This window comes from Flammeovirgaceae bacterium, assembly GCA_015180985.1.
Taxonomy (GTDB): Bacteria; Bacteroidota; Bacteroidia; order Cytophagales; family Cyclobacteriaceae; genus UBA2336.
Window position 1 is genome coordinate 3,155,326 of the sequence record CP054185.1, and the last position, 21,577, is coordinate 3,176,902.

Sequence of the window (21,577 nt, forward strand, 5' to 3'; positions counted from 1 at the left end):
TACCATCCGGTTTTAAACCCAAATGCCTTAACCACGACAATTTATCATAAACCAAAACCACTTTTTTGTGCTAAATCCAAAAAACAATGAAATACCTTCTTTTAGTTTTAGTTGTACTATTGCCGGGCTATAGAGCCTACGCACAAAGCAAAATTTTTACCACCAATGGCGTAGCCATTGGCGGCTACGACCCAGTTGCCTATTTTTTAAATGCTGCACCCGTTAAAGGCAACCCAGCGTTTAGCTGGGTTTGGAGCGAGGCCACCTGGCACTTTCAATCGGCCGAAAACCGGGAGTTGTTTATGAAAAACCCTGGGCAGTATACCCCGCAATTCGGAGGTTTCTGTGCGTACGGGGTTTCCAGAAATTACAAAGTTAAGTCCGAACCGGACGCATGGAGCATTGTGGACGATAAACTCTATCTCAATTACAATACCGAGGTTCAGAAAAAATGGCTTGCCGACAAAGAAACCTATATCAAGCGGGCCGGTGCGAACTGGACTACCTTGGAGAATACCCGGTAGGTATTTCAAAAAAACTTAGCGGAAAAAGAAAACCTTTGCACAGGTATTCCGTTGAAACTTACCTGGTTTTTTAATGTACCCGATGTCTGAAATAACCCGCCCCCGAAAGGTGATTATCAGTAGCAGGCAGCAGGATGGTGTTAAGGAGGTGATGGAACCCGATGTATTGCAAGATATTTTTACCAGCATTATTGAAGATGCTGAAGCCAACATTCTGCTGGTTGATGAGCAATTTAAAATCTTAACCCTAAACCCCGGGTTTTACTGGATTTTTTATGAATCCTATGGAATTGACCTGCGGCCGGGAGTTTCCATGATTGATTCCATGGAACTGGTAAACCCCAGACTTGCTCAGGTGTGGCGAGAAAGGTGCGTGAATGCTACAACAGGTGTACCTTACAAAATTGAAGAAACCTATGAACTGGACGGCAAGCAATTTCAGTGGGAGATTTACTATAAACGAATCAATTATCAGAATCGATTTCTAATCTCCGTTTTCAGCCGGGACATTACACTACGCAAAAATTACTACAAAAGAATACTGGAAAACGAAGCTAACCTTCGATCTATTTTCAACACCCTTGAAAACAGCATATGGTTAATTAATACAAACTTTGAGCTGATTGACTTTAATCGACAGTTTTACCGCTATTTTAAACAGGTTAAAGGTGTGCGGCCCGTAAAGGGTAAAAACGTAATTGACCTAATACCCGAACGCCTGGCATCCCGGAAAGCCGTCTGGCGAGAACGTTATGCAGCCGGTTTACAAGGTAAGCCCGGCAAATATTTCGATACCTGCACGCTGGCCGATGAATTAAAAACATTCGAAATCAAAACCTATCCGATTAAAGACGAAAACAACGTGTGCGGGCTTACTGTTTACATGCGCGATATTACCCAGCAAAAGAAAACAGAAGATATACTGAAAACTCAAAACGAAGAACTCCACCGGATTAACAGTGAACTTGACCGGTTTGTGTACAGCGCCTCGCACGACTTACGCGCACCACTGATGTCGGTTAAGGGATTGGTAAATGTTTTACGACTTGACAACGACCCCGAGAGCACCCAAAAATATCTCGACCTGATTGAACAAAGTGTAAACCGGTTGGATAACTTCATCTCCGACATTATTCACCATTCGCGCAACTCCCGCATGGACATCCTGGTGAAAGAAATCAACTTCGATGAACTGCTGTCGGAATCCATCGCCTCTTTAAAATATATGGAGGGCGCAGACCGGGTAGCCAGTTTCCGCGACATCCGGATAACCGCACCCTTCTACTCTGATCCAAGCCGGTTACTCATCATCTTTAACAACATTATTGCCAATGCCGTGCGTTACCGCGATGCACGAAAAAGCCACTCATACATTAAAATTCAAATTCAGGCATCGGCCGAAAACGCCATCATACGCTTTTCTGATAATGGTATAGGCATTGCCAAAGAATATCAGGGCAACCTGTTTAAAATGTTCTTTCGGGCATCGGCCGACAGCAAAGGTTCCGGTCTCGGATTGTACATTGTAAAATCGGTGGTTGAAAAACTGGGCGGCAGCATCCATGTGCACTCAGAATTGGGCCACGGCACCACCTTTGAAGTTTTACTTCCTAACAAAATCAACACAACGGTTAATCTGAACTGATTTTTGGTGATGGGATGGAATTTATAGTTTTGACTAATGGATTTCAGTCCTGAAACCTTTCTGAACCAACTGGCCCAGACCACCGAATCGCCCTACCTGATCTCGGTTGAACGTGCCGAAGGAGTTTACCTCTATGCTCCGGATGGTAAACGATACACCGACCTGATTTCGGGTATCGGGGTAACTAACATAGGCCACCGTCATCCAAAAGTTGTTGACGCCATTAAACAGCAACTGGATAAACACCTTCACGTAATGGTGTTTGGCGAATACATTCAGGACGCACCAAATAAACTGGCTAAGAAATTAACCAGCCTGTTACCGCCAACCCTCAATTGCTGCTATTTTGTCAATTCAGGTACCGAAGCCAACGAGGGCGCCCTGAAACTGGCGAAGCGCTTTACCGGAAGAACCGAAATTATTTCGTGCTACAAATCGTATCACGGCAGCACGCACGGCTCACTGAGTGTTTCGGGCAATGAGCAGAAAAAATACGCGTTCAGACCCCTGTTGCCCGATATACGGTTTATCCGCTTCAACGAAACGGATGATCTGAACATGATAACAGAACGAACCGCCTGTGTGATTATTGAAACCATTCAGGGCGATGCCGGAGTACGTATTCCATCGAAAACCTATTTGAAAGCCCTGCGTGAAAAATGCTCGGGCACCGGCACGCTGCTTATCATGGACGAGATCCAATGCGGTATGGGCCGCACGGGTACGCTGTTTGCCTTTGAACAATTTGGTGTGACACCGGATATACTCACCATTGGTAAAGCGTTCGGTGGCGGATTGCCCATCGGTGCATTTATTTCCGATAAAAGAATAATGCATACACTCACCCACAACCCGCCCCTGGGGCACATCACCACGTTTGGCGGCAACCCGGTGTGCTGCGCCTCGGCCCTGGCTACCCTTGAGGTTATCGAAGAAGAGAATCTGCTGGCCGGTGTGGAACGGAAAGGAAAACTTTTTGAAGAACTGCTGGTACACCCTTCGATTAAAGAAATCAGGCGGATTGGACTGATGTTTGCCATTGATTTTGACTCTCCCGAACGAGTCAACCGAATCGTACACCTGGCAAAAGAAAAAGGAATCATTTGTTATTGGTTCCTGTCGCACCCGCATAGTTTCCGCATCGCTCCACCGCTAACCATTACCGAAGAACAAATACGTGAATCATGTACCATACTTCTCGAATGCATAGAGCAAGCCTGACGATGAAAACCACAATCCTTATGCTGACCCTACTTACCTGTCTTTCGGTAAGTGCACAACCAATCGAAGAAAAAATCAAACAGCGTGTTGATTATCAGGAAACCCCCGGTATTGTGGTTGGAATTTTTGAAAATGAAAAAGTTACTTATTATGCTTTCGGTGTCGCTAACCTTGAAACCGGAGTTCCTGTAACATCAAAAACAATTTTCGAAATCGGCTCAATTACAAAAACATTTACCACTGGATTGGCCGCGTTGCTTTCGCTTCAGGGAAAGCTGAAGTTCTCCGATAAAGCTCAAAGCTACCTTCCGGCCACGATGGTGCTGCCCGAAAAAAACGGCAAGGCCGTCACCCTGGAACACCTGGCCACGGCCCATTCCGGCTTACCCCGCATGCCCATGAATTTCAGCCCGGACGATCCGGCCAATCCGTACATTGACTACCGCGAGAACGATCTGACTGGTTTTATCAACCACATGGAACTGGCGCGCGAACCCGGCAGCCAATACGAGTACTCCAACCTGGGCATGGGGTTGCTTGGTTATATTTTAACACGAATAGAAAATAAACCGTATGGCCGGCTGGTCCATGAACTTATTCTGCAACCACTTACCATGACGAGCACCTGGGTTAGCGGGCAACACTCTGAACAACCTGTTGCTACCGGTTATTCCGGCATTCAGCCGGTAAAGGCCTGGACGTGGGACGACCAAAGTGTGCTGACAGGCGCAGGTGGGTTGGTTTCCACCGCTGAAGACATGATGAAATTTCTCGTAGCCAACCTGCGCGCTTCTAACAAAAAATCCATTCTTGATAATGCCTTTGCACTTACCCACCAGCCCAGGGGCGAGGCCGGTAAAATGCAGATCGGATACGGTTGGCACATTCGCGATGGAGAAATTGTTTGGCACAATGGCGGCACGGGTGGCTTTCGCTCGTTTGCCGGATTTTCCAAAGCAAAGAACAAAGCCGTTGTGGTGCTCACCAATTCAAACACCGGGGCCGATGACCTGGGCTTTCATCTGCTGGATAGTAAGTATGAACTGAAAGAACTTAAAAAACCGTTCGTGGTAGCCGAAGAAGTTTTAAAATCGTATGTCGGCCGTTATGAGCTGGCTCCGAATTTTGTGATTACAGTTACCTACGAAGCCGGCCAGCTTGCCATTCAGGCAACCAATCAACCGAAGGCAACAGTTTACGCTGAATCAGAAACAAAGTTTTATCTGAAAGTAGTTAATGCCCAGATTGAATTTGTGCGCGATGAAAACCAACAGATTTCAAAACTTATTTTATACCAGAACGGTGCAGTAATGCCGGGTAAACGGATTAACTAAGAAAGCTTTTCTACAACCACATTGTGGTTTGTGTAAATGCAGATGTCGGCAGCAATATTCAGGCTTTCCCGTACAATCTCCTCTGCAGTTAACGATGGGGCATGCTTTTTAAGAGCAAGGGCAGCCGATTGGGCATACATGGCACCCGAACCGATAGCCGCTACTTCGTTATCCGGTTCAAGTACATCGCCCGTGCCAGACAAAATCAGCACCTCCTCTTTACTGATGGTAATCAGCATTGCCTCCAGCCTGCGCAGGTACCTATCCATGCGCCAGTCTTTGGCCAGCTCAATGGCTGCACGCTTCATGTTGCCGCCATAGCTGTTCAGTTTTTCTTCAAATCGCTCAAGCAAAGTAAACGCATCGGCTGTTGAACCGGCAAAACCGGCTATCACGTTGCCATCCATCAGTTTACGGATTTTCTTCACATTGCTTTTGGCTACATAGTTATTCATGGTAGCCTGGCCGTCAGCGCCAATGGCTACCTGGCCGTTGTGCTTTACGGCTATAACGGTGGTTGAGTGGATCTTCTTCATCAGATTAAAATCCTAACCGGATCTTCAAGCAGTCCTTTCAGTGTTTTAAGGAATGCCGCACCAACTGCTCCATCCACCGCCCGGTGATCACACGACAGGGTAACCTTCATTACATTGCCCGGAACAAGTTGTCCGTTCTTTACAACGGCTGTTTCCTTAATACCTCCAACAGCAAGGATACATGCATCAGGCGGATTGATGATGGCTGTAAATTCTTCAATGCCAAACATGCCCAGGTTGGAGATGGTAAACGTACTTCCTTCCCAATCGCTGGGCTGTAATTTTTTGTCGTGGGCTTTTTGCGCCATGTCTTTAACTTCTGTGGCTATATGCGATAGCGACTTGTTATCAGCAAAACGAATTACAGGCACTACCAGCCCGTCTTTCACCGCCACAGCCACACCAATGTGGATGTGGTGGTTTTTTCTGATTTTATCGCCCAGCCACGAAACATTTACATCGGGGTGTTGCCGCAACGCGGCCGCCACAGCTTTCAGCACCATGTCATTGAACGAAATTTTCACCGGGCTAACCTCATTGATGCTCTTTCTTGCCTCAACGGCCTTGTCCATGTTAATCTCCATGGTGAGGTAAAAATGCGGGGCAGTAAACTTGCTTTCGGATAACCTGCGGGCAATGGTTTTACGCATCTGCGATACAGGCACTTCCTCAAAACGCTCCTGCCCGACAACCGGTGGCAATGCTACCGATGCCGCAACCTTACCAGTACCTTCGGCAGCCGGTTTGTAATTTTCTACATCGCGTTTGGTAATACGACCCTGGTCGCCTGAACCCGGAATTTTGCCGATATCATATCCTCTCTCTTTTGCTAGTCGCTTGGCTAAGGGCGAAGCTTTTACCCTACCATTCGACTGCCCGCTTGTAACGGGCTGTGGCTGCGTGTGGCTGGACGCTGATGTAACTGTGGCCCCGGATGAAACTGCTGCAGTGGTTGGTTTTACCGGTGCACTGCCTGAACTTTTTGCCTGATGAGCTTTTAACAGCGTTTGCCAATCGGCCCCTTTTTCGCCAATGATAGCCAGCACACCATTAACCGGAACGGATTTTCCGGCATCGGCACCGATGTATAATAAAATACCGGTGTTGTACGATTCATATTCCATGGTGGCCTTATCGGTTTCTATTTCGGCCAGCAGCTCGCCCGATTTTACAGGGTCGCCTACTTTTTTATGCCAGGCCGCTATCACCCCCTCACTCATGGTGTCACTCATTTTAGGCATCAGCACAATCTCTGCCTTTATTGATGCCGTATCCATAGAAGGTTGAACAGCAGCCTCTGTTTTCGGAGGTTCAGGTTTACTTCCTCCGCTGTCGGCCGATTGTTTAGCACCCTCCAGCAAGGCTTTATAGTCCTCACCTTTTTTGCCGATAATGGCCAGCACATCGTTTACTTTAACAGCCTGCCCTTCGTTGGCACCGATGTACAGGATAGTTCCTTCATTAAAGGACTCATAATCCATCGTGGCCTTGTCGGTTTCAATTTCAGCCATGAGTTCGCCCGACTTCACCTGGTCGCCTACTTTTTTATGCCATTTGGCGATAACCCCTTCAGTCATCGTGTCGCTCATCTTGGGCATGCGTACAATCTCCGCCATCCGAATAAAATGTTTTTAACGAAGGTCAAAAATAGGGTTTAATACCCCTATTATCAAACCGGATGAAACCTTAAAAGTTAATAGTGCCCAGAAGGAACTCAACGGTTGTAACCGGATTGGGAAGGATGCCCACCGAGTAACGCACACCAATATCGAACTGTGGTAAAAACCGGAGGATGTTGATATCCAGTTTTATTTCAAGTCCGGTTGAAAGGTAGGTGGTTGAGCGTGGCGGATTTTGGCCAAACTGGCTGGTGCCGAAGCCGTAATCTGCAAATCCGTTCATGCGCAGCCGCTGGATGTTGAGCAGCGGCCCGAAGGCGGCATCGGGGTACCAGACAGGCAACGTATAGTTTGCCGACATGGAATAGAATTTTTCAGCGCGAAAAACGGCTAAACCACGTGGCAACGGAATCTGATTTGGGAAGATGTATGAATTATTGTCGGCATAAGGTTGTGATGACGATGAACGGGAAAGCAACTCAAGCTTTGTTTGCTGATAGCCCCAGTAGCCCCACAGCGAATGATGCCGGAATAAACCAGGAAAGTAAAGTACTGAGTAGAAGGAAAATTGATTGCCTGTATAATCTGAATTAAACGGTGTTCCATAACCGTGAAGTTCAACTGCCTGGCCCCACTTGCTGTTGATATCGCGCCTGTTGCGCTTGAGCAGCCGGTAGGCCGACATGGAGAAATGATTGTACAACAACGTTCCGTTACCAGGGCTGGTGCGCAACCAATACTGCGGCAACTCCGGTGTAATCAGTCGGCCTGTACCGGTAATGGAGTTGGCGAAATCAGTTACCTGCGTATAACCTACATAATTGCTCACTGTAAAATTTCCAAAAAAACGTGAGCTGGTGGTGATTAGCGGAATACGCAATCCGGCTTCCAGTGTTTTTTCATACCAACTATACGTAAGATTACCGGATGTAAGAACAGTATCTGAACCGACAATATCATAATAGCTAATGGTACCTTCATTTAATTTGCGCGGCCCGAACAACACGTTGACATCAATAATCGGAAACCAGTTTTGATAACTCAACCCAATCCGATACAAACCGGTTTGCTCCGGTACATTGAAGAGATAACCGGCTCGCCAGGATACCGTACTCAGGGCATCCTGCGAAACAAGACCAATATCGGCCTGGGTAACGGTTGTGTTAAAGTAAGCGCCCCAGCTATAGGGGTTGAAGAGCCCGGAAATTTTCCGGTATTTTTTGGAAGGATACTTCGTTTGCGGAAGGCCGTCAAGTAAATTCGGATTTCCCTCCTGCTCAACGAGGTACTGAAAGAATGATTTGGGCTCAGGTTTGGGTTGAAAGTCCGGCCAGGCTTCAACATCAAACGGAATTTTTACCACATCAAAGCCATCGCGGGTTTGTTCGTTGTAGTAAATGGTTCTTCCATCGGTTGAAATTACCGGGTTGTACGCGCCATACCGGCTTACCGTAACCTGCTTGCGTTTTCCGATAGTTAAATCCATAACATAAATGTTATCAACACCCGAAGCCGGTGAATTGAAAAACAGGTAGTTTTTGTATAACACAGGATGCCCGATGTTCTCATCCGATGGCGGAATTATTTCCTTTTCGCTGCCGGTACGCACATCAAATGCAACTACTGACCGATTATGTTGTTTTGTTTTAAGCGCCACAATTTTTGAACCATCGTCCGACCACCGTGGCATAGAGTACATGGCATCAGTAGCACTGGCCAGTTTTTTAACAATATGTCCTTCGGTATCCAGAATGAGGAGTGACACAGTATAGTCTGGTGCGGATTCGACAGTAACAATTCGGGTAGTGTCGGGCGAAATTGCCGCACCGGTATAGCGGGAATTGCGGCTCACAATTTTTAATCGCCTGGTTTCATAGTCGTACATCTTAATTAACGAATAGGTTACCCTGCGCCACCGCGGGTGAAATCCATATTCATTCCACACCACACGCGTGCCGGCTGCCGAAAGCATGCCGTTGTCATTCACAATACCCGGTATAAACACACGCTTATCTTTTTGGGTGCCGATTTTCACAAACTGCTCAATATCACCGATGCCCCGCTTCATGGCCAGCACCGATCCATCGGCCATCACCTGCGGATACTTGTAATCGGTGTATCCTTTTCGTTCACTTGCAGGTACTTGTTCAAAACCTGAAGGATGAATATTGCTCAATGATTCCTCCCATTCCTTTTTCAGGTCCGCCACTGTGGCGCGATACAAATCTGTAACGTACAAGCCGGTCTCTTTATGGACCGCATTTGAAAAAGCAAACGGCCAGAATGGAAATTTCCACGCGCGCTGGGTAATCTTATCCCAAATCAGCGGGTCACCGGTGTGCTTGCGTAGGTAGCCTACCAGGTGGTACCCCAGCACATAATGATCAGGAATAGCGTGCTTATACGAACGGAGGTATTGCTTATGGTAATTAAATTCACGGCCTTCCAACAAATTGGTTTTCATCAGCAACCCGAAGTTGGGTATGCGGCCACGGCCGCTGTTGGTAAACGCAGTTTCGGTAGCAACGGCATCGCCTTCCCAGAACCACAGGGGAGCCGCCATTTGCGAAACCCCGGCAAGGGTTGCCGGGCCAAAGGCATAGTACAGCCACTTGCTTAAACCCGTACGGGCCCTATCGAACTGCACCATGTGGCGGTATTCGTGTACAGCCAACTGGTTAAGCCAGTCGAGGGTACCGGTAAAATTGTAGTCCTGCGGGGGCATGGTAAAAAACTCCGAGCGCCTGGGCAGCAGGCTGACAAAGCCATTGGATAGGGCTGTTTGATTTTGAAGGATAACGGTAAATTTGCGTGGAGGCTTGCTGAGCGAAGCAGCCTCAGGCAGGCGGATATGCTCCAGGGTATTGGCTATGCGTTGAGCCTGCGCCTCGAAACCAGGGATGTACAACACGCGGAAATTCGGGGTTGTAATTTTATTCCATTTCAGCGAGGGAGGATTATTTTCAAGCACCTCTTGGGCAAGGCCATTCAGTGCAATTGTCAGCAATACACCCGCAAAAGCTAAAGTCTTCATCGGCAAAAGATGAAATATTAAACTCTGCATTAACAATTGCAACTGATTGCCAACAAAAGTTGTTTATCAGGCAATGATGCAATCATCCGGTTGAATTAACGGAGTAAAATTTAAAACTTGAGCCCCATGTTCAAAAAACTTCTCGAATTATACAAAGAATACAAGCCGTACGTACGGGTGGATTTAATTATGTATGGCGTGCTCATCCTGCTGATTATACTATACTTCATTGTAAGCAGTTTGTTTTAAAGAAAAAGAGGCTGCCTGATCAGACAGCCTCTCAGAAGTAAACAATAATGACTACTAAAAACGGTAATTCAACTGGATTAAAAACATTGATCCCATCTGGCTGAACTGTGAGCCGTCATAGGTTAACACCGGGTAGCGCCCGTTAAAGGTGATGTTGTTAATCTGGTCTTTAACCTGCACCGGGTCAGCCAAAATAGATTCTCCTGCAGGATTTTCGGCCTTGAGTTTGTATTCAGGGAATACATTCAGCAGGTTCTGCAAGGTAAGGGATGCACTGAATTGTGGAGTAAAATTGTAAAGAATCCCCAGGTCAGTGACAACGTTGGGTGTAAACTCGAGGAACAGGTTTTCATCTAAATCCGCGTTATTGAACGTGGTTTTTCCAAACAAGGTATTGTTCAGGTTAAACGAAAATTTGCCTAAAGCGTAATCAATGCCAAGAATAAACTTTGTTTTGGGCCGACTCGTAGTCAGTAATGACTCCTGTGTTTGATTGTATATGTCATAACCGAAATTAGTGTTAAGCGACTGGTAGCCTCCTACTAATTCGTTCTCAATAGTATAGTTGCCCGCCAGGTTTACCGCCATGCGGCCCTGGCCTACGGGTAGGTTTCTGTAACTGGCTACAATATCAATACCACTGGTTTGTGTTTCGGCCGCATTGATAAAGAAACTGATGTTATCGATCTGAACACCTTGTATAACATCACTTACCTCATTACTGTAAATAATCCGGTCTTTAATCCGAATCTGGTAATAGTCAACGGTTAACGACAGGTTTGAATTTGGATTAAATCCGAAGCCGAATGAAATGTTATTTGCTTTTTCTGCTTTCAAACGGGGTACCCCCAGTAACCGGGCTTCTTTACTGAAGTTGTTGGCAAGCCCTGTGTTTACAATGTCCCCTGACACAAACGAAGCCTGTGTTAACTGCAGGTACTGCTGGTGCAGCGTTGGTGCCCTGAATCCTGTGGAAACCGAACCACGAAGCGTAAACGAATCAGCTACTTTGTAACGTGAAGTGAGCTTATATACATTGGCAGAGCCAAAGTCGGAATAAATTTCTGATCGGAGGGTGCCACCAATTAAAAAGTTTTCCGTGATATCCCAGGTCAGATCAACATAGGCACCAAAGTTAAAGCGGTTGGCCTTAATGGCGTTGTTCTGTTGGAAGCCCGGAAAGGAGTTGGCGCCTTCACTGCTGTACGATGCAGTATCACCGGCAATAAGTTCCCAGTTCTCTGAACGGAACTCAGAGCCAATTGCAATAAAGAACTTATCGGAAATGGGTTTGGAGAAGTCAATATTTCCTACGAGGTGATTAAAGGCAAAGCCACCGGGTTTAAACGAGGTTGGGCTGTTCTTAACCAGCGCCCGGTTTACTGTGTTATCCACAGTAAACAGCATTTTATTACCGCCCACTGTTAAACTCATGTCCTGTTTCCATCCACCCATATCGGCTGATCGGAAACCAATAGTTCCATTGTAATCGCTCAAGTCTCCGTCAAACGAAGGTTGATAGCCGATGTAACCCTCATACAGTCCAGCGGCTTTATCAGCAGCGAAAGCTGCCTGCACCGCTGCGCCATTCGGTCCTCCGGTATAGTCATCGCCTGTATAATCCGGTGCACCGGGTATGCGCTTGTGCAACAGACCCTGATCGATACGCCAATAGGGCTGGCGGTAGTTTGCAAAACTTTTTGTTTTACGGTAAACATAGGCCGCGTTGGCATACACCTCGGAGTTAACCCCAACCGGTATAGCTGTATTAATTAAAAATTTTGCCGAGGTGTTATCCGGTGTACCGTTTTTATTCAATCCGTCCGGATACCGGGCCAGGAAGGCGTTAACGCCAGCCTGGGCATTGGCCGACCCATCCGTCAAATCAGTAAAATCACGTGCCGGATCAATGGGATCTTTTCGGATGGCTGCTTCTAAATGTTGAGCCGGAGTTTACTGATATCGTTGTTCCCTCATAACGGTCTTTGAGAATCACGTTCATTACACCGGCAATGGCATCTGAACCATATTGCGCAGAGGCGCCATCACGCAGAATTTCAACACGCTTGATGGCATCGGTGGGTATTGCCGATAAATCAGCACCGGTCTCCCCCCGCCCCGGAGATGTTTGCGTATAAACCAAAGCCGTAAGATTTTTCCGCTTGCCGTTAATCAGTATCAATGTACGGCTGGGTCCAAGATTCCTGATTTCGTAAGGATCGAATAATGAAGTGGCATCGTTTACCGGTGTATTTACCGTGTTGAACGAAGGTACCCGGTATTGGAGCGCTTTATCGAAAGTAATCTGACCGGTTGTTTGCAATTCCTTTACAGCCAGGTTATCCACCGGCAACGGGGTGTCAGTAATGGTGCGCTGCGGACCGCGACTACCAACCGCAATAACAATCTCCTGCAATTCGCTGGCCGAGGGTACCAGGATTACGGAAACCACATTGGATGATGGTATTGCTACTTCCTGCGTGACATAACCCACAAAGGAAACCACCAGTGTAGATGCAGAAGATGGTACCTGTAAACTAAAACGGCCGGTGGCATCGGTTGAGGTACCTGTAGATGTACCCTTTACCACCACATTTACGCCTGAAATCGGTGACCCGTCTGATTGATCGGTAACTGTACCGGTAACCTCGCGGGTTTGAGCCATTGCCTGCATACTAACAAACAACAGCAACATGAGTTTTGGTAATACGTGTTTCATAGTTGGTTTGGTTTAAGACAATATGAAAGTTAGCTATCTAACCTTAAAATCCAACAAGGCCTTTACTTAATTTAAGATCTCACGCACATGTTCCCGTATTTTACGGGCCAGTTCATCAGTGGGCAGGTCGTTCACATCGCGGCCAAAGGGATCTTCAATTTCTTCTGAAATCAGTTCAACGCTCAGCAATACAAACGCGATGAGCAATACGGCCGGAATAGTTACATATTTAAACGTGGTAACAAAACCAAACGGAAGGGTAATGATGTACGTGAAAACAAACTTCTTTATGTACATGCTGTACGAATAGGGAATCGGTGTGTTTTTTATGCGCTCGCAGGCTCCGATAATATCGATAAAATCCTTTAGCTCTTTATCGAGGTTAAAAAACTGATCGCCCGTGAGCCTGCCGGCTTTGTAAAGTTCATTGACCCTGCTGTATAACATACCCGAAATAGCATTGGGTTTATGGTTTCGTGCTTTTATGGCTTCGAGGAAACTATCATCCGGTTCTTCCAGCTCAGTCAGCTGCACACCCTTCCGCAAATGTTCTTTGGAGGCATATACAAAGTTGGGGATCATCTTCGAAAACCAGGTGCGGTTTTCATGGTCGTTTTTATCAAGGTAGGCGCTCAACTTTAAGGCAAAATTGCGGGTACTGTTTACCATAGCGCCCCATAACTTCCGCCCTTCCCACCACCGGTCGTAGGCGCTGTTTATTCTAAAGACAAGAAACAAGCCAAGCACAATACCAAGGAGCGAATGCAGGGCCGTTGTACTGGTAAACTCTTCCTTGTCAGGATGGATTACCTCCAGAATAACATAGCAGACCCCGAAGGTAAAAAAGGCCATAAAAATCAGGGCCGGCAACAGGGTTTTCATCACAAACCGGCTGTACGAATGAAATATAAGGGAGAGCCAGGCTTTGGGGTTATACTGCACCATAGGTTGGTAATTCAGGCCCAAATAAAACCCATGATTTTTTTAATTCCAATCATGAAACCATCGGGGTGGCCTTGCGTTATATATTCAAAATAGTATATTTGTAATATCATTTTAATATCAAACTTATGACACGCGAAAAAGACTACGCGCCTGCTTCAGGCTATGTTATGCTAACCATTATGCTGGTGCTGCTAATCGCAGGAATCTGGGGCATTATTGCCATGCGAAATCCGGTATTTGTATGGCCCATAGCCATTGCCCTGTTGCTTATGCCGGGGTTCTTCTTTCTTAACCCAAATGCCTCAATGGTCTTGGTTCTGTTTGGCGATTACAAAGGCACCGTGAAAAAAAACGGATTCTATTGGGTTAATCCCCTGTTTAGCAAAAAATCCATTTCACTTCGGGCACGCAATTTCGACAGTGAAAAAATTAAAGTAAACGACAAAGTAGGCAACCCCATCCAGATTGGCGTAATTCTGGTTTGGCAGGTACGCGATACATTTAAGGCTGCTTTTGAAGTGGATAATTATGAAAACTTTGTGCGTATTCAGAGCGATGCGGCTGTACGCAAGCTGGCCGGTATGTATCCGTATGATAATTTTGATGACGACTCGGAAGTTACGCTGCGCTCCGGCCATGATGAAGTGAACCACACTCTGGAAGAAAACCTCCGCAACCGGTTGGAAATAGCCGGCATCCATGTTATTGAGGCGCGCATTGGTTATTTAGCCTATGCAGCAGAAATTGCCAGCGCCATGTTGCGCAGGCAACAGGCTGCAGCGGTGGTTTCTGCCCGTTATAAAATTGTAGAAGGTGCCGTAAGCATGGTGCAGATGGCGCTTGACCACCTGTCGAAACAACAGGTTATTGAGTTGGACGAGGAACGCAAAGCCGCCATGGTTAGTAACCTGATGGTGGTGCTCTGTGCCGATAAAGATGTGAGTCCCGTTGTAAATACCGGAACATTACATAACTGATAAACCGCCATCAACCGCATGGCTCAGAAAAAACCATTTGTTCTTCGCCTTGACCCGGAATTACTTAAAGCCGTTGAGAAATGGGCTGCGGATGAATTCCGCAGCACCAACGGGCAACTGGAATGGATAATTGCCCGCGCATTAAAAGAGGCCGGCCGATTAAAACAAAAATAGTACAAGCCAGGCAGGCTCGGATTCAAAAAATAGTATCCGTTACTTTGTGTAGTATAAAGCCTGCAAACATGCACATAAGAATGATTCAAATTTTATTGCTGCTAATTTGTCTTTTTGCGTACCGCGCATCGGCTCAACCCGACTACGTGGTAACGGTTAAAGGCGATACTGTGTACGGCAAGATTCGGTTACTAAATTACAACAACGATCAAAAAATCCAGCTGACGGACGCCTCGCGTAAGAAAACAATTTATGGAAAACTGCAGTTTAAAGTATTTACCATAGCGGGAGACCTTTACCACCCTATTCGCACGCCACAGGGCTATGTGATTATGAAGCTGCTTAAGCCGGGTTACCTGAGCCTCTATGCCTTTCAGATGGAAAATCAAATCACCTGGGACGGGCAATACCTGTATAAACGCGATGGAGCAGGCCTTGAGGTTTCCAGTTTGCTGTTTAAAAAACGACTCACAAACTTTCTTGCCGAGTGCAGCGAATTGGCAGCTAAAATCGAGAGCAAAGAATTATCGCGAAACGATTTGGAAGAAATTATCGATCAGTTTAACGAATGCATTGACCAGCGAACAAAAGAAGCTGCAACGCAATCAGCCATTGCCAGCAAACTGGATGAGTTGGAAACGGCTGTTAAGGCACTGGAAGAATCAGAAAATAAAACAACAGCACTTGAAGTGATTACCGAATTACGATTGAAGGTGCAGCGGGGCGAAAAGGTGCCCTCGTTATTTGGCAAAACCCTGCTCGATGCCTTGACGGCTTATCCGGAGCTTACGGAACTCGCTCAGGCCGCCTTGCGCGAAGTACAACGTTAAGACCGACCAGTAATTCTTTTTACAAAAGCGCTGCCGGTTTGGCGGTTCATCCAAATAACAACAACTGCACAAACCGCCACCAGTACCGCATAGAAAAACAACAACCCGTCATCATCCTGCACTTCAATACCCAAAAATGCAAGATGCATACCAATGGCTCCTGCCATAAGCCCAAGAGCAAGTACGCCACCTGCCCAGGCTGTAGCATTGATTAACAGCAGTACCGAAGCACTTAATTCCAATACGCCCACCATATACCGGCCCCAGGGTTCCATGCCAACGGTTGTAAAAATTTCTACCGATTCAGGGGCGCCTGTAAACTTGAAATACAGCGTTTGCAGCATGATGACAGCAGCTAATAAACGGGCAAGCCAGTAAATAATATTTTTTGTTTTCATTTTGCAATCATACGATTAGGAAACCTCCGGGGTTTGTCAAGTAAATGACATTGCTTTAGTTTAGATTATTAAAACCCTGTTATCACATAAACCATGAGATCTCTCTTCCTTTTACTGATAATACTCCCGGCATGCCGGCCCGACTCGTCAACCCACAAACACACGGCTGAGGTTGCAGATAGTGCAATCAGCTTCAAGAATGAGGATCCGGAATTAAAAGTGAGTTACGAAAATCTTTACGGGCAGTATCTCCATGAAAGCAACACCCGCGGATTTACCGCCTTGTTAGAATTGTCTCCACTGGGTAATGATTTATCATTTACAGTAAGCCTGCAGCACAGCAGTTGCGAAAGCAACCTGAACGGCACCATTGGCATGGTGTATCATGGTGAGGATGAATATGCCGGTTTTTTCGACAGCGAACCGTGCCGGCTTGCCTTTAATTTCTTTCTTGCCGAAAACAAAATCAGGATTGACGAAATCGGGATATGCCAGGCACATCCTACGGGATGCTCTTTTGGCGGCACCTATGTTAAAAGAAAAACCGATTAATCATTCTGTTCAAGGCTGCTTAGCTCCCATTGTCCGGAAACATCAAACTTCAACTGACCGTTACCCGCAACCAGAGGCGAAGGAAAGTTATCGTTATACAACCGGCCGGTACCCAACCCCTGGTGTAGCTGTACCGGATAGTTGGCCGTAAACTGGGCAATGGCATTTAACCCGATGTTCGATTCGAGGGCTGAAGTTATCCACCACCCGATGCCGGCCGCTTCGGCCAGGCTAATCCATTCGGCACACGACTGAAGGCCGCCATGCAGGGTTGGCTTTAGAATAATAAATTGAGGTTTTATCCTTTTCAATACTTTCTCTTTTGTCTGAGCAGCCCCAATCAATTCCTCATCCAGTGCAATGGGTATGGGCGATTTCCGGCAAAGTTCTTCTACTTCTTCAGAACCGGGTTTGATGGGCTGTTCGATGGAGTGAATGTTGAATTTCGCCAATTCATTCAGCTTATATAAAGCCTCATCGGGTTTAAATGATCCGTTGGCATCCAGCCGAAGGAGGATATTTTCGCGGAAATACTTTTTTCGGATATAATGAAGAATATCACATTCCTTTTCAAAGTTCAGTCCGCCTACTTTAATTTTTATACACCGGTAACCTTCCGAAATTTTTATAGAGGCCTGCTGCAGCATATAGTCCAGGTCGCCCATCCATACCAACCCATTGATTGGAATGGGTACGCCCCGGATAAACGAATTATCGTAAAGCATACGCCTGCCGCCATTTTGCAAATCAAGAATGGCGCTCTCTAACGCAAACGTTACGGATGGAAAGCCTGTGGGTACCAGATGCCTCACATCGTCTAAAACAACATGGGTCCGGTTATTTATTTTTTTCCCGATTTCATCCAGCAATGCTTCCAAATCAGGTACAGCCTCCGGGCTTAGCCCTGGTAGTGGGCTGCACTCACCCAGGCCGAAAACTTGCGGGTTGCGATCATCAAAAAGTTTAATGAACCACGATGTTTTATCCTTCATCCTTCCGCGCGAGGTGCGCGCATCGAAGTTAAAGTGAAATACTTTTTTATAAATACTTGCCTGTAATGCCATGCGTACGCGAAAATAGGAAATAATTGAAAGGCTTACCTTTACGGTAATTCATGCTGCGCATAACAGACTTTACTTACGATTTACCGCAGGGGCGAATCGCCACACACCCATTACCCGAACGCGATACCTCCAAATTGCTGATTTACCGCAGCGGAATAATTGACCATGCTGCCTTTAAATCGCTGGCGCAATACCTTCCGGCTGAGACAACACTTTATTTTAATAACACCCGGGTAATACGTGCACGGTTACTGTTTACGAAAAGCACCGGTGCGGTAATCGAAATTTTTCTGCTCCACCCTGTCGAACCATCACCTGACCTTGCCTTGGCCATGCAAACACCGGGTACTTGCATCTGGCAATGCACCATCGGCAACCTGAAACGATGGAAGCCCGACACCGTTCTTGATGCTGTTGCCGGCAACCTGAATGTACAGGCCGAATTAATTGATCGTGAAAAGGGCCTGGTTAAATTAAGCTGGCACCCCGCAGCATATACATTTAGCGAAGTACTGGAACAGATTGGTGCCGTACCGTTACCCCCTTATATCAGGCGGGATTCCGAACCGGAAGATGCCACCCGGTACCAAACCGTTTATTCGGTAAATGAAGGCGCAGTAGCCGCACCTACAGCCGGTTTGCATTTTACGGATGCTGTTTTTGAATCACTGAAATCAAAAGGAATACAAAGTAATTTTTTAACGCTGCATGTAAGTGCAGGAACCTTTTTGCCGGTTAAGACTGACGATGCTCTGCAGCATGAAATGCACAACGAACAAATTATTATTACTAAAGAAAATATCCTCTCCTTACTTCAACCCAACCGACTGACCGTAGCGGTTGGCACCACGGCCATGCGCACGCTGGAAAGTTTGTACTGGTATGGCATTAAATTATTGAAGAAACCTGATTCAGAGTTTTTTATAACGCAATCCGATCCTTATCGGCAGTACAGCAATCTTCCTTCGGCTAACGAAGCCCTGCAGGCAATTGTAAACCGATTCGATAAACTTCAGACCAATACGCTTACCGGCAACACCTCCATCTACATTTACCCGGGATATACGTTTAAAATTTGCAAGGGCCTCATCACAAACTTTCATCTACCGGCTTCAACGCTCATTTTACTGGTTGCCGCCTTTGTGGGCGATGATTGGAAACGGATTTATGAGGAAGCTTTGAAAAACGATTACCGCTTCCTCAGCTATGGCGATAGTTCGTTACTAATCCCTTAAAAAATCAGTCGTCCTACGACTTCAAGTCGTAGGACGACTACACACGCCAAGAATTAATCAAAAATTTACAAGGCAGCCGTATCTACAATGCGCACCTCTACCCTTCGGCCTTCTTCCTTGCTGCTTTCGGTTTTCGTTGCGCCATACCCCTTGGCCACAATTCTTCTGCGCACAATACCTCTGTGATTCAGGTAGTTAAGCACTTCAATAGCCCGCTTGTTCGAGAGTTCACGATTCATTTCTTCTGACCCTTCCTGTGAGGCAAACCCTGAAATTTCCACACTCAAATCCGGGTACTTATTTAATATGGCCAACACGTCATCAAGTTGCGGGTTGTATTGCGTCTTCAGGCTACTCTTACCGGCATCAAAATAGATTTTTACCTGCTTGGCAAGAACAGCTTTATCATAAACAGCTGCTTTTTTTGCCGGTTGGTTTTTCTGCTGCAACGCCTCCTTCGTTACTTCAAAAGTAGGCAACGACAGGATGGTTTTATCGCCTACATTTTTCTGTTCAAATTTACTTTCATCGCTCTCATCATAGTAATACGTACGAGTGGCTACTTCCAGTTTTTTGTTGCCGTCAGAAAAATCAACATTATCAATGGTATTGCTTAAGCGGATAAGTTCCAGCACATAATCCACACCCTCGTCATCACCGGCAGCAATCAGGTCAAACATCAAATCGTACACATCCACCTTGCCGGTTTGTGCCAGCTTCACTTCATGTGATTTCCGCAAGTCGGCCTTCACATCCTGGTTGGCATCATAAAACGCATTTTTCACTTCCACTTCCTGGCCCACCACCACATCAAACTGCCGGATGGCCTTCAGGTTTATCTGCTGATACAATTCGTAGAAATAATCCTGGTTAGGCACGTTAACATTTACGGTGTAAGGCAGAAAATCTTCCGACTCAATTACGATATCATAATTTTTTGCCGGAGGCAAGATGATCAGATAACTGCCGGTTTCCGGATCGGGATCGTACACAAAGTCGAGGCGCTTGTTTGTTTCATTATCAATCACATAAATTTTAGTAGGCATTGGTTTACCCGTTTCGCCATTTAATATTTTTCCCTTGATCATGGTTAACGGAATGTTCGATGAGTGGGGAGGCATATCCAGGTAGTAAATATCCTGCGCGCCAAATCCGCCTTTCCGGTCGGATGAAAAATACCCACGCGTTCCGTTGGCAATGAGTGTAAAATAATTGTCGTTGGCTGTGGTGTTTACCGGGTACCCCATGTTTTCGGGCTTGGTCCATTTGCCGTTAACCAGTTTAGTTGTAAAAATATCGCGGCCGCCCATGGTGTTATGCCCATTGGAAGTAAAGAACAACGTTTTCTGATCGGGATGAATAAACGGAGCATCCTCATCGTCTTTGGTATTGATGGGTTCGCCCAGGTTAACCGGAGCACCCCATGTACCATTAGGCAGTAACTCGGTTTTATAGATATCAAGGCCACCCTTTCCACCTAACCTGTCGCTGGCGAAATAAATCGTTTTCCCATCCGGTGTAATGCTGGCGGTGGTTTCGAGGTACTTGCTGTTAATGGCTGGAGCAAGTACGGTTGGCTTTGACCAGGTTTCACCGGAGCGGTTTATCATAAAAATATTACCGGGGTCATCCACACCCCCCATAAAGATCATCATCTTCTGGCCATCGGCCGAGATACCGGCAGTACCCACGTTCTTTTCAGACGAAACCGGAATAGGAACAGGCTCCGACCAGTTACCCGAGTTGTTATAGGCAATGTAAATTTCTTCAATAAACTTATCACCCGAACGGGTTTTGCCCGTATTGGGGCGCAAAGCCGTAAACGCCATGGTGCTCTCGTCAGCCGAAACCACCGGGTTGTATTCGGTATAGGTTGTGTTGACCACCGAACTGAAGTTGTGCACAGTAACCGAACGCGGTACCGACATCAAGGCGATGGCGTTGTGGCAAATTTCAATGGCGCGATCGGCTCTGGCAACGGCAGCCTTATCGGCTTTAACCAGTGCTTTGTACTGGTTAAATGATTCAATGGCGCGCTGAAGATCTTCGCTGCGCAGGTATAGTTCACCTAAATCGTAATAGGCCACAGGAGGAACCGGGGCTTTGTTCTTAAGCGCAAAAACATAGTAGCCAATAGCCTTGGATTGATCCTGGATAGTGCTTGATTTCTGGTAACACACCCCGGTTTTATAGTGTACCATCGGGTCCTTCTCACCCGACTGGATGGCTTCCAGAAACAACGGCAGTGCCTGTTCATAATTTTTAATACTGAAATACCGTTCGGCTTCGGCCAATGCTTTGCCGGATTGCGCAACGGCCGGTATTGCCAGCGGCATGCTAACAACAAGAAACAAAAGGAGTCTTTTCATAACCATAGATTATTTGGCTGCAATGTTAAACACATTGTTTAGGGAAAAACCTCCGTTTTTAGAAGCAATCTTACAGGGATGTAAAAAACAGGCTGATTAAGTCATTATTAATTGATAGTTAAAGTATTTCTTAAACAGAATCAGGCATAAGT

General features: G+C 46.4%; 16 protein-coding genes and 1 pseudogene. 9 read left to right on the forward strand and 8 right to left on the reverse strand.

Annotated elements, in window-relative coordinates; genetic code table 11:
* Nucleotides 1-86 precede the first annotated feature (86 nt).
* The 4 genes from HRU69_14505 to HRU69_14520 all read left to right on the forward strand — a co-directional run bounded on the left by HRU69_14505 (nt 87) and on the right by HRU69_14520 (nt 4,724).
* Nucleotides 87-524: a hypothetical protein gene (locus HRU69_14505; protein ID QOI98617.1), complete on the forward strand. Its 438-nt coding sequence runs from the start codon at nt 87-89 to the stop codon at nt 522-524.
* An 82-nt stretch (nt 525-606) separates the two neighbouring features.
* On the forward strand, nt 607-2,169 hold the full coding sequence (locus HRU69_14510; protein ID QOI98618.1) for a PAS domain-containing sensor histidine kinase: 1,563 nt from the start codon (nt 607-609) through the stop codon (nt 2,167-2,169).
* Nucleotides 2,170-2,205: 36 nt separating this feature from the next.
* The gene (locus tag HRU69_14515) at nt 2,206-3,390 is read left to right on the forward strand and encodes an aspartate aminotransferase family protein (protein ID QOI98619.1); all 1,185 of its coding nucleotides are present in this window, start codon (nt 2,206-2,208) and stop codon (nt 3,388-3,390) included.
* 20 nt (nt 3,391-3,410) lie between these two features.
* Complete coding sequence (locus HRU69_14520; protein QOI98620.1) at nt 3,411-4,724, forward strand: serine hydrolase; 1,314 nt, start codon at nt 3,411-3,413, stop codon at nt 4,722-4,724.
* Here HRU69_14520 and hslV read toward each other — a convergent pair.
* The 5 genes and pseudogenes from hslV to HRU69_14545 form a co-directional block, all read right to left on the reverse strand.
* Nucleotides 4,721-5,260 carry an ATP-dependent protease subunit HslV gene (hslV, locus tag HRU69_14525; protein ID QOI98621.1) on the reverse strand — a complete coding sequence of 180 codons (540 nt, stop codon included), beginning with the start codon at nt 5,258-5,260 and terminating at the stop codon, nt 4,721-4,723. The genes HRU69_14520 and hslV overlap by 4 nt on opposite strands.
* The gene (locus HRU69_14530; GenBank protein ID QOI98622.1) at nt 5,260-6,876 is read right to left on the reverse strand and encodes a pyruvate dehydrogenase complex dihydrolipoamide acetyltransferase; all 1,617 of its coding nucleotides are present in this window, start codon (nt 6,874-6,876) and stop codon (nt 5,260-5,262) included. The genes hslV and HRU69_14530 overlap by 1 nt, the downstream gene beginning before the upstream one ends.
* Before the next feature lie 70 nt (nt 6,877-6,946).
* Nucleotides 6,947-9,913, reverse strand: a complete 2,967-nt coding sequence (locus HRU69_14535; protein QOI98623.1) for a hypothetical protein — start codon at nt 9,911-9,913, stop codon at nt 6,947-6,949.
* A gap of 303 nt (nt 9,914-10,216) precedes the next feature.
* Nucleotides 10,217-12,881: pseudogene (locus tag HRU69_14540) on the reverse strand (TonB-dependent receptor).
* 66 nt (nt 12,882-12,947) lie between these two features.
* Nucleotides 12,948-13,826 (reverse strand): bestrophin, encoded by an 879-nt coding sequence (locus tag HRU69_14545; GenBank protein ID QOI98624.1) that lies wholly within the window; start codon nt 13,824-13,826, stop codon nt 12,948-12,950.
* Nucleotides 13,827-13,951: 125 nt separating this feature from the next.
* On the opposite strand from HRU69_14545, the gene HRU69_14550 reads away from it, so the two are divergent.
* The 3 genes from HRU69_14550 (at nt 13,952) to HRU69_14560 (ending at nt 15,807) form a co-directional block, all read left to right on the forward strand.
* Nucleotides 13,952-14,803, forward strand: coding sequence for an SPFH domain-containing protein (locus tag HRU69_14550; GenBank protein QOI98625.1), 852 nt, complete (start codon nt 13,952-13,954; stop codon nt 14,801-14,803).
* 18 nt (nt 14,804-14,821) lie between these two features.
* A complete protein-coding gene (locus tag HRU69_14555) occupies nt 14,822-14,977 on the forward strand; it encodes an Arc family DNA binding domain-containing protein (GenBank protein ID QOI98626.1) in 156 nt (51 codons plus the stop codon).
* A gap of 80 nt (nt 14,978-15,057) precedes the next feature.
* Entirely contained in the window at nt 15,058-15,807 is a 750-nt protein-coding gene (locus HRU69_14560; GenBank protein QOI98627.1) for a hypothetical protein, read from the forward strand.
* Here the strand turns inward: HRU69_14560 and HRU69_14565 are convergent.
* Nucleotides 15,804-16,205, reverse strand: coding sequence for a DoxX family protein (locus tag HRU69_14565; GenBank protein ID QOI98628.1), 402 nt, complete (start codon nt 16,203-16,205; stop codon nt 15,804-15,806). The genes HRU69_14560 and HRU69_14565 overlap by 4 nt on opposite strands.
* Before the next feature lie 93 nt (nt 16,206-16,298).
* Here HRU69_14565 and HRU69_14570 point away from each other — a divergent pair, with 93 nt between their 5' ends.
* On the forward strand, nt 16,299-16,757 hold the full coding sequence (locus HRU69_14570) for a hypothetical protein (GenBank protein ID QOI98629.1): 459 nt from the start codon (nt 16,299-16,301) through the stop codon (nt 16,755-16,757).
* Here HRU69_14570 and HRU69_14575 read toward each other — a convergent pair.
* The gene (locus tag HRU69_14575; protein QOI98630.1) at nt 16,754-17,821 is read right to left on the reverse strand and encodes an o-succinylbenzoate synthase; all 1,068 of its coding nucleotides are present in this window, start codon (nt 17,819-17,821) and stop codon (nt 16,754-16,756) included. The two genes, HRU69_14570 and HRU69_14575, sit on opposite strands and share 4 nt — an antisense overlap.
* A gap of 50 nt (nt 17,822-17,871) precedes the next feature.
* Between HRU69_14575 and queA the strand changes: the two genes are divergently transcribed.
* Nucleotides 17,872-19,056, forward strand: coding sequence for a tRNA preQ1(34) S-adenosylmethionine ribosyltransferase-isomerase QueA (queA, locus tag HRU69_14580; GenBank protein ID QOI98631.1), 1,185 nt, complete (start codon nt 17,872-17,874; stop codon nt 19,054-19,056).
* A gap of 65 nt (nt 19,057-19,121) precedes the next feature.
* Here queA and HRU69_14585 read toward each other — a convergent pair whose 3' ends face one another.
* Nucleotides 19,122-21,431, reverse strand: a complete 2,310-nt coding sequence (locus HRU69_14585; protein QOI98632.1) for a PD40 domain-containing protein — start codon at nt 21,429-21,431, stop codon at nt 19,122-19,124.
* Nucleotides 21,432-21,577: the final 146 nt, after the last annotated feature.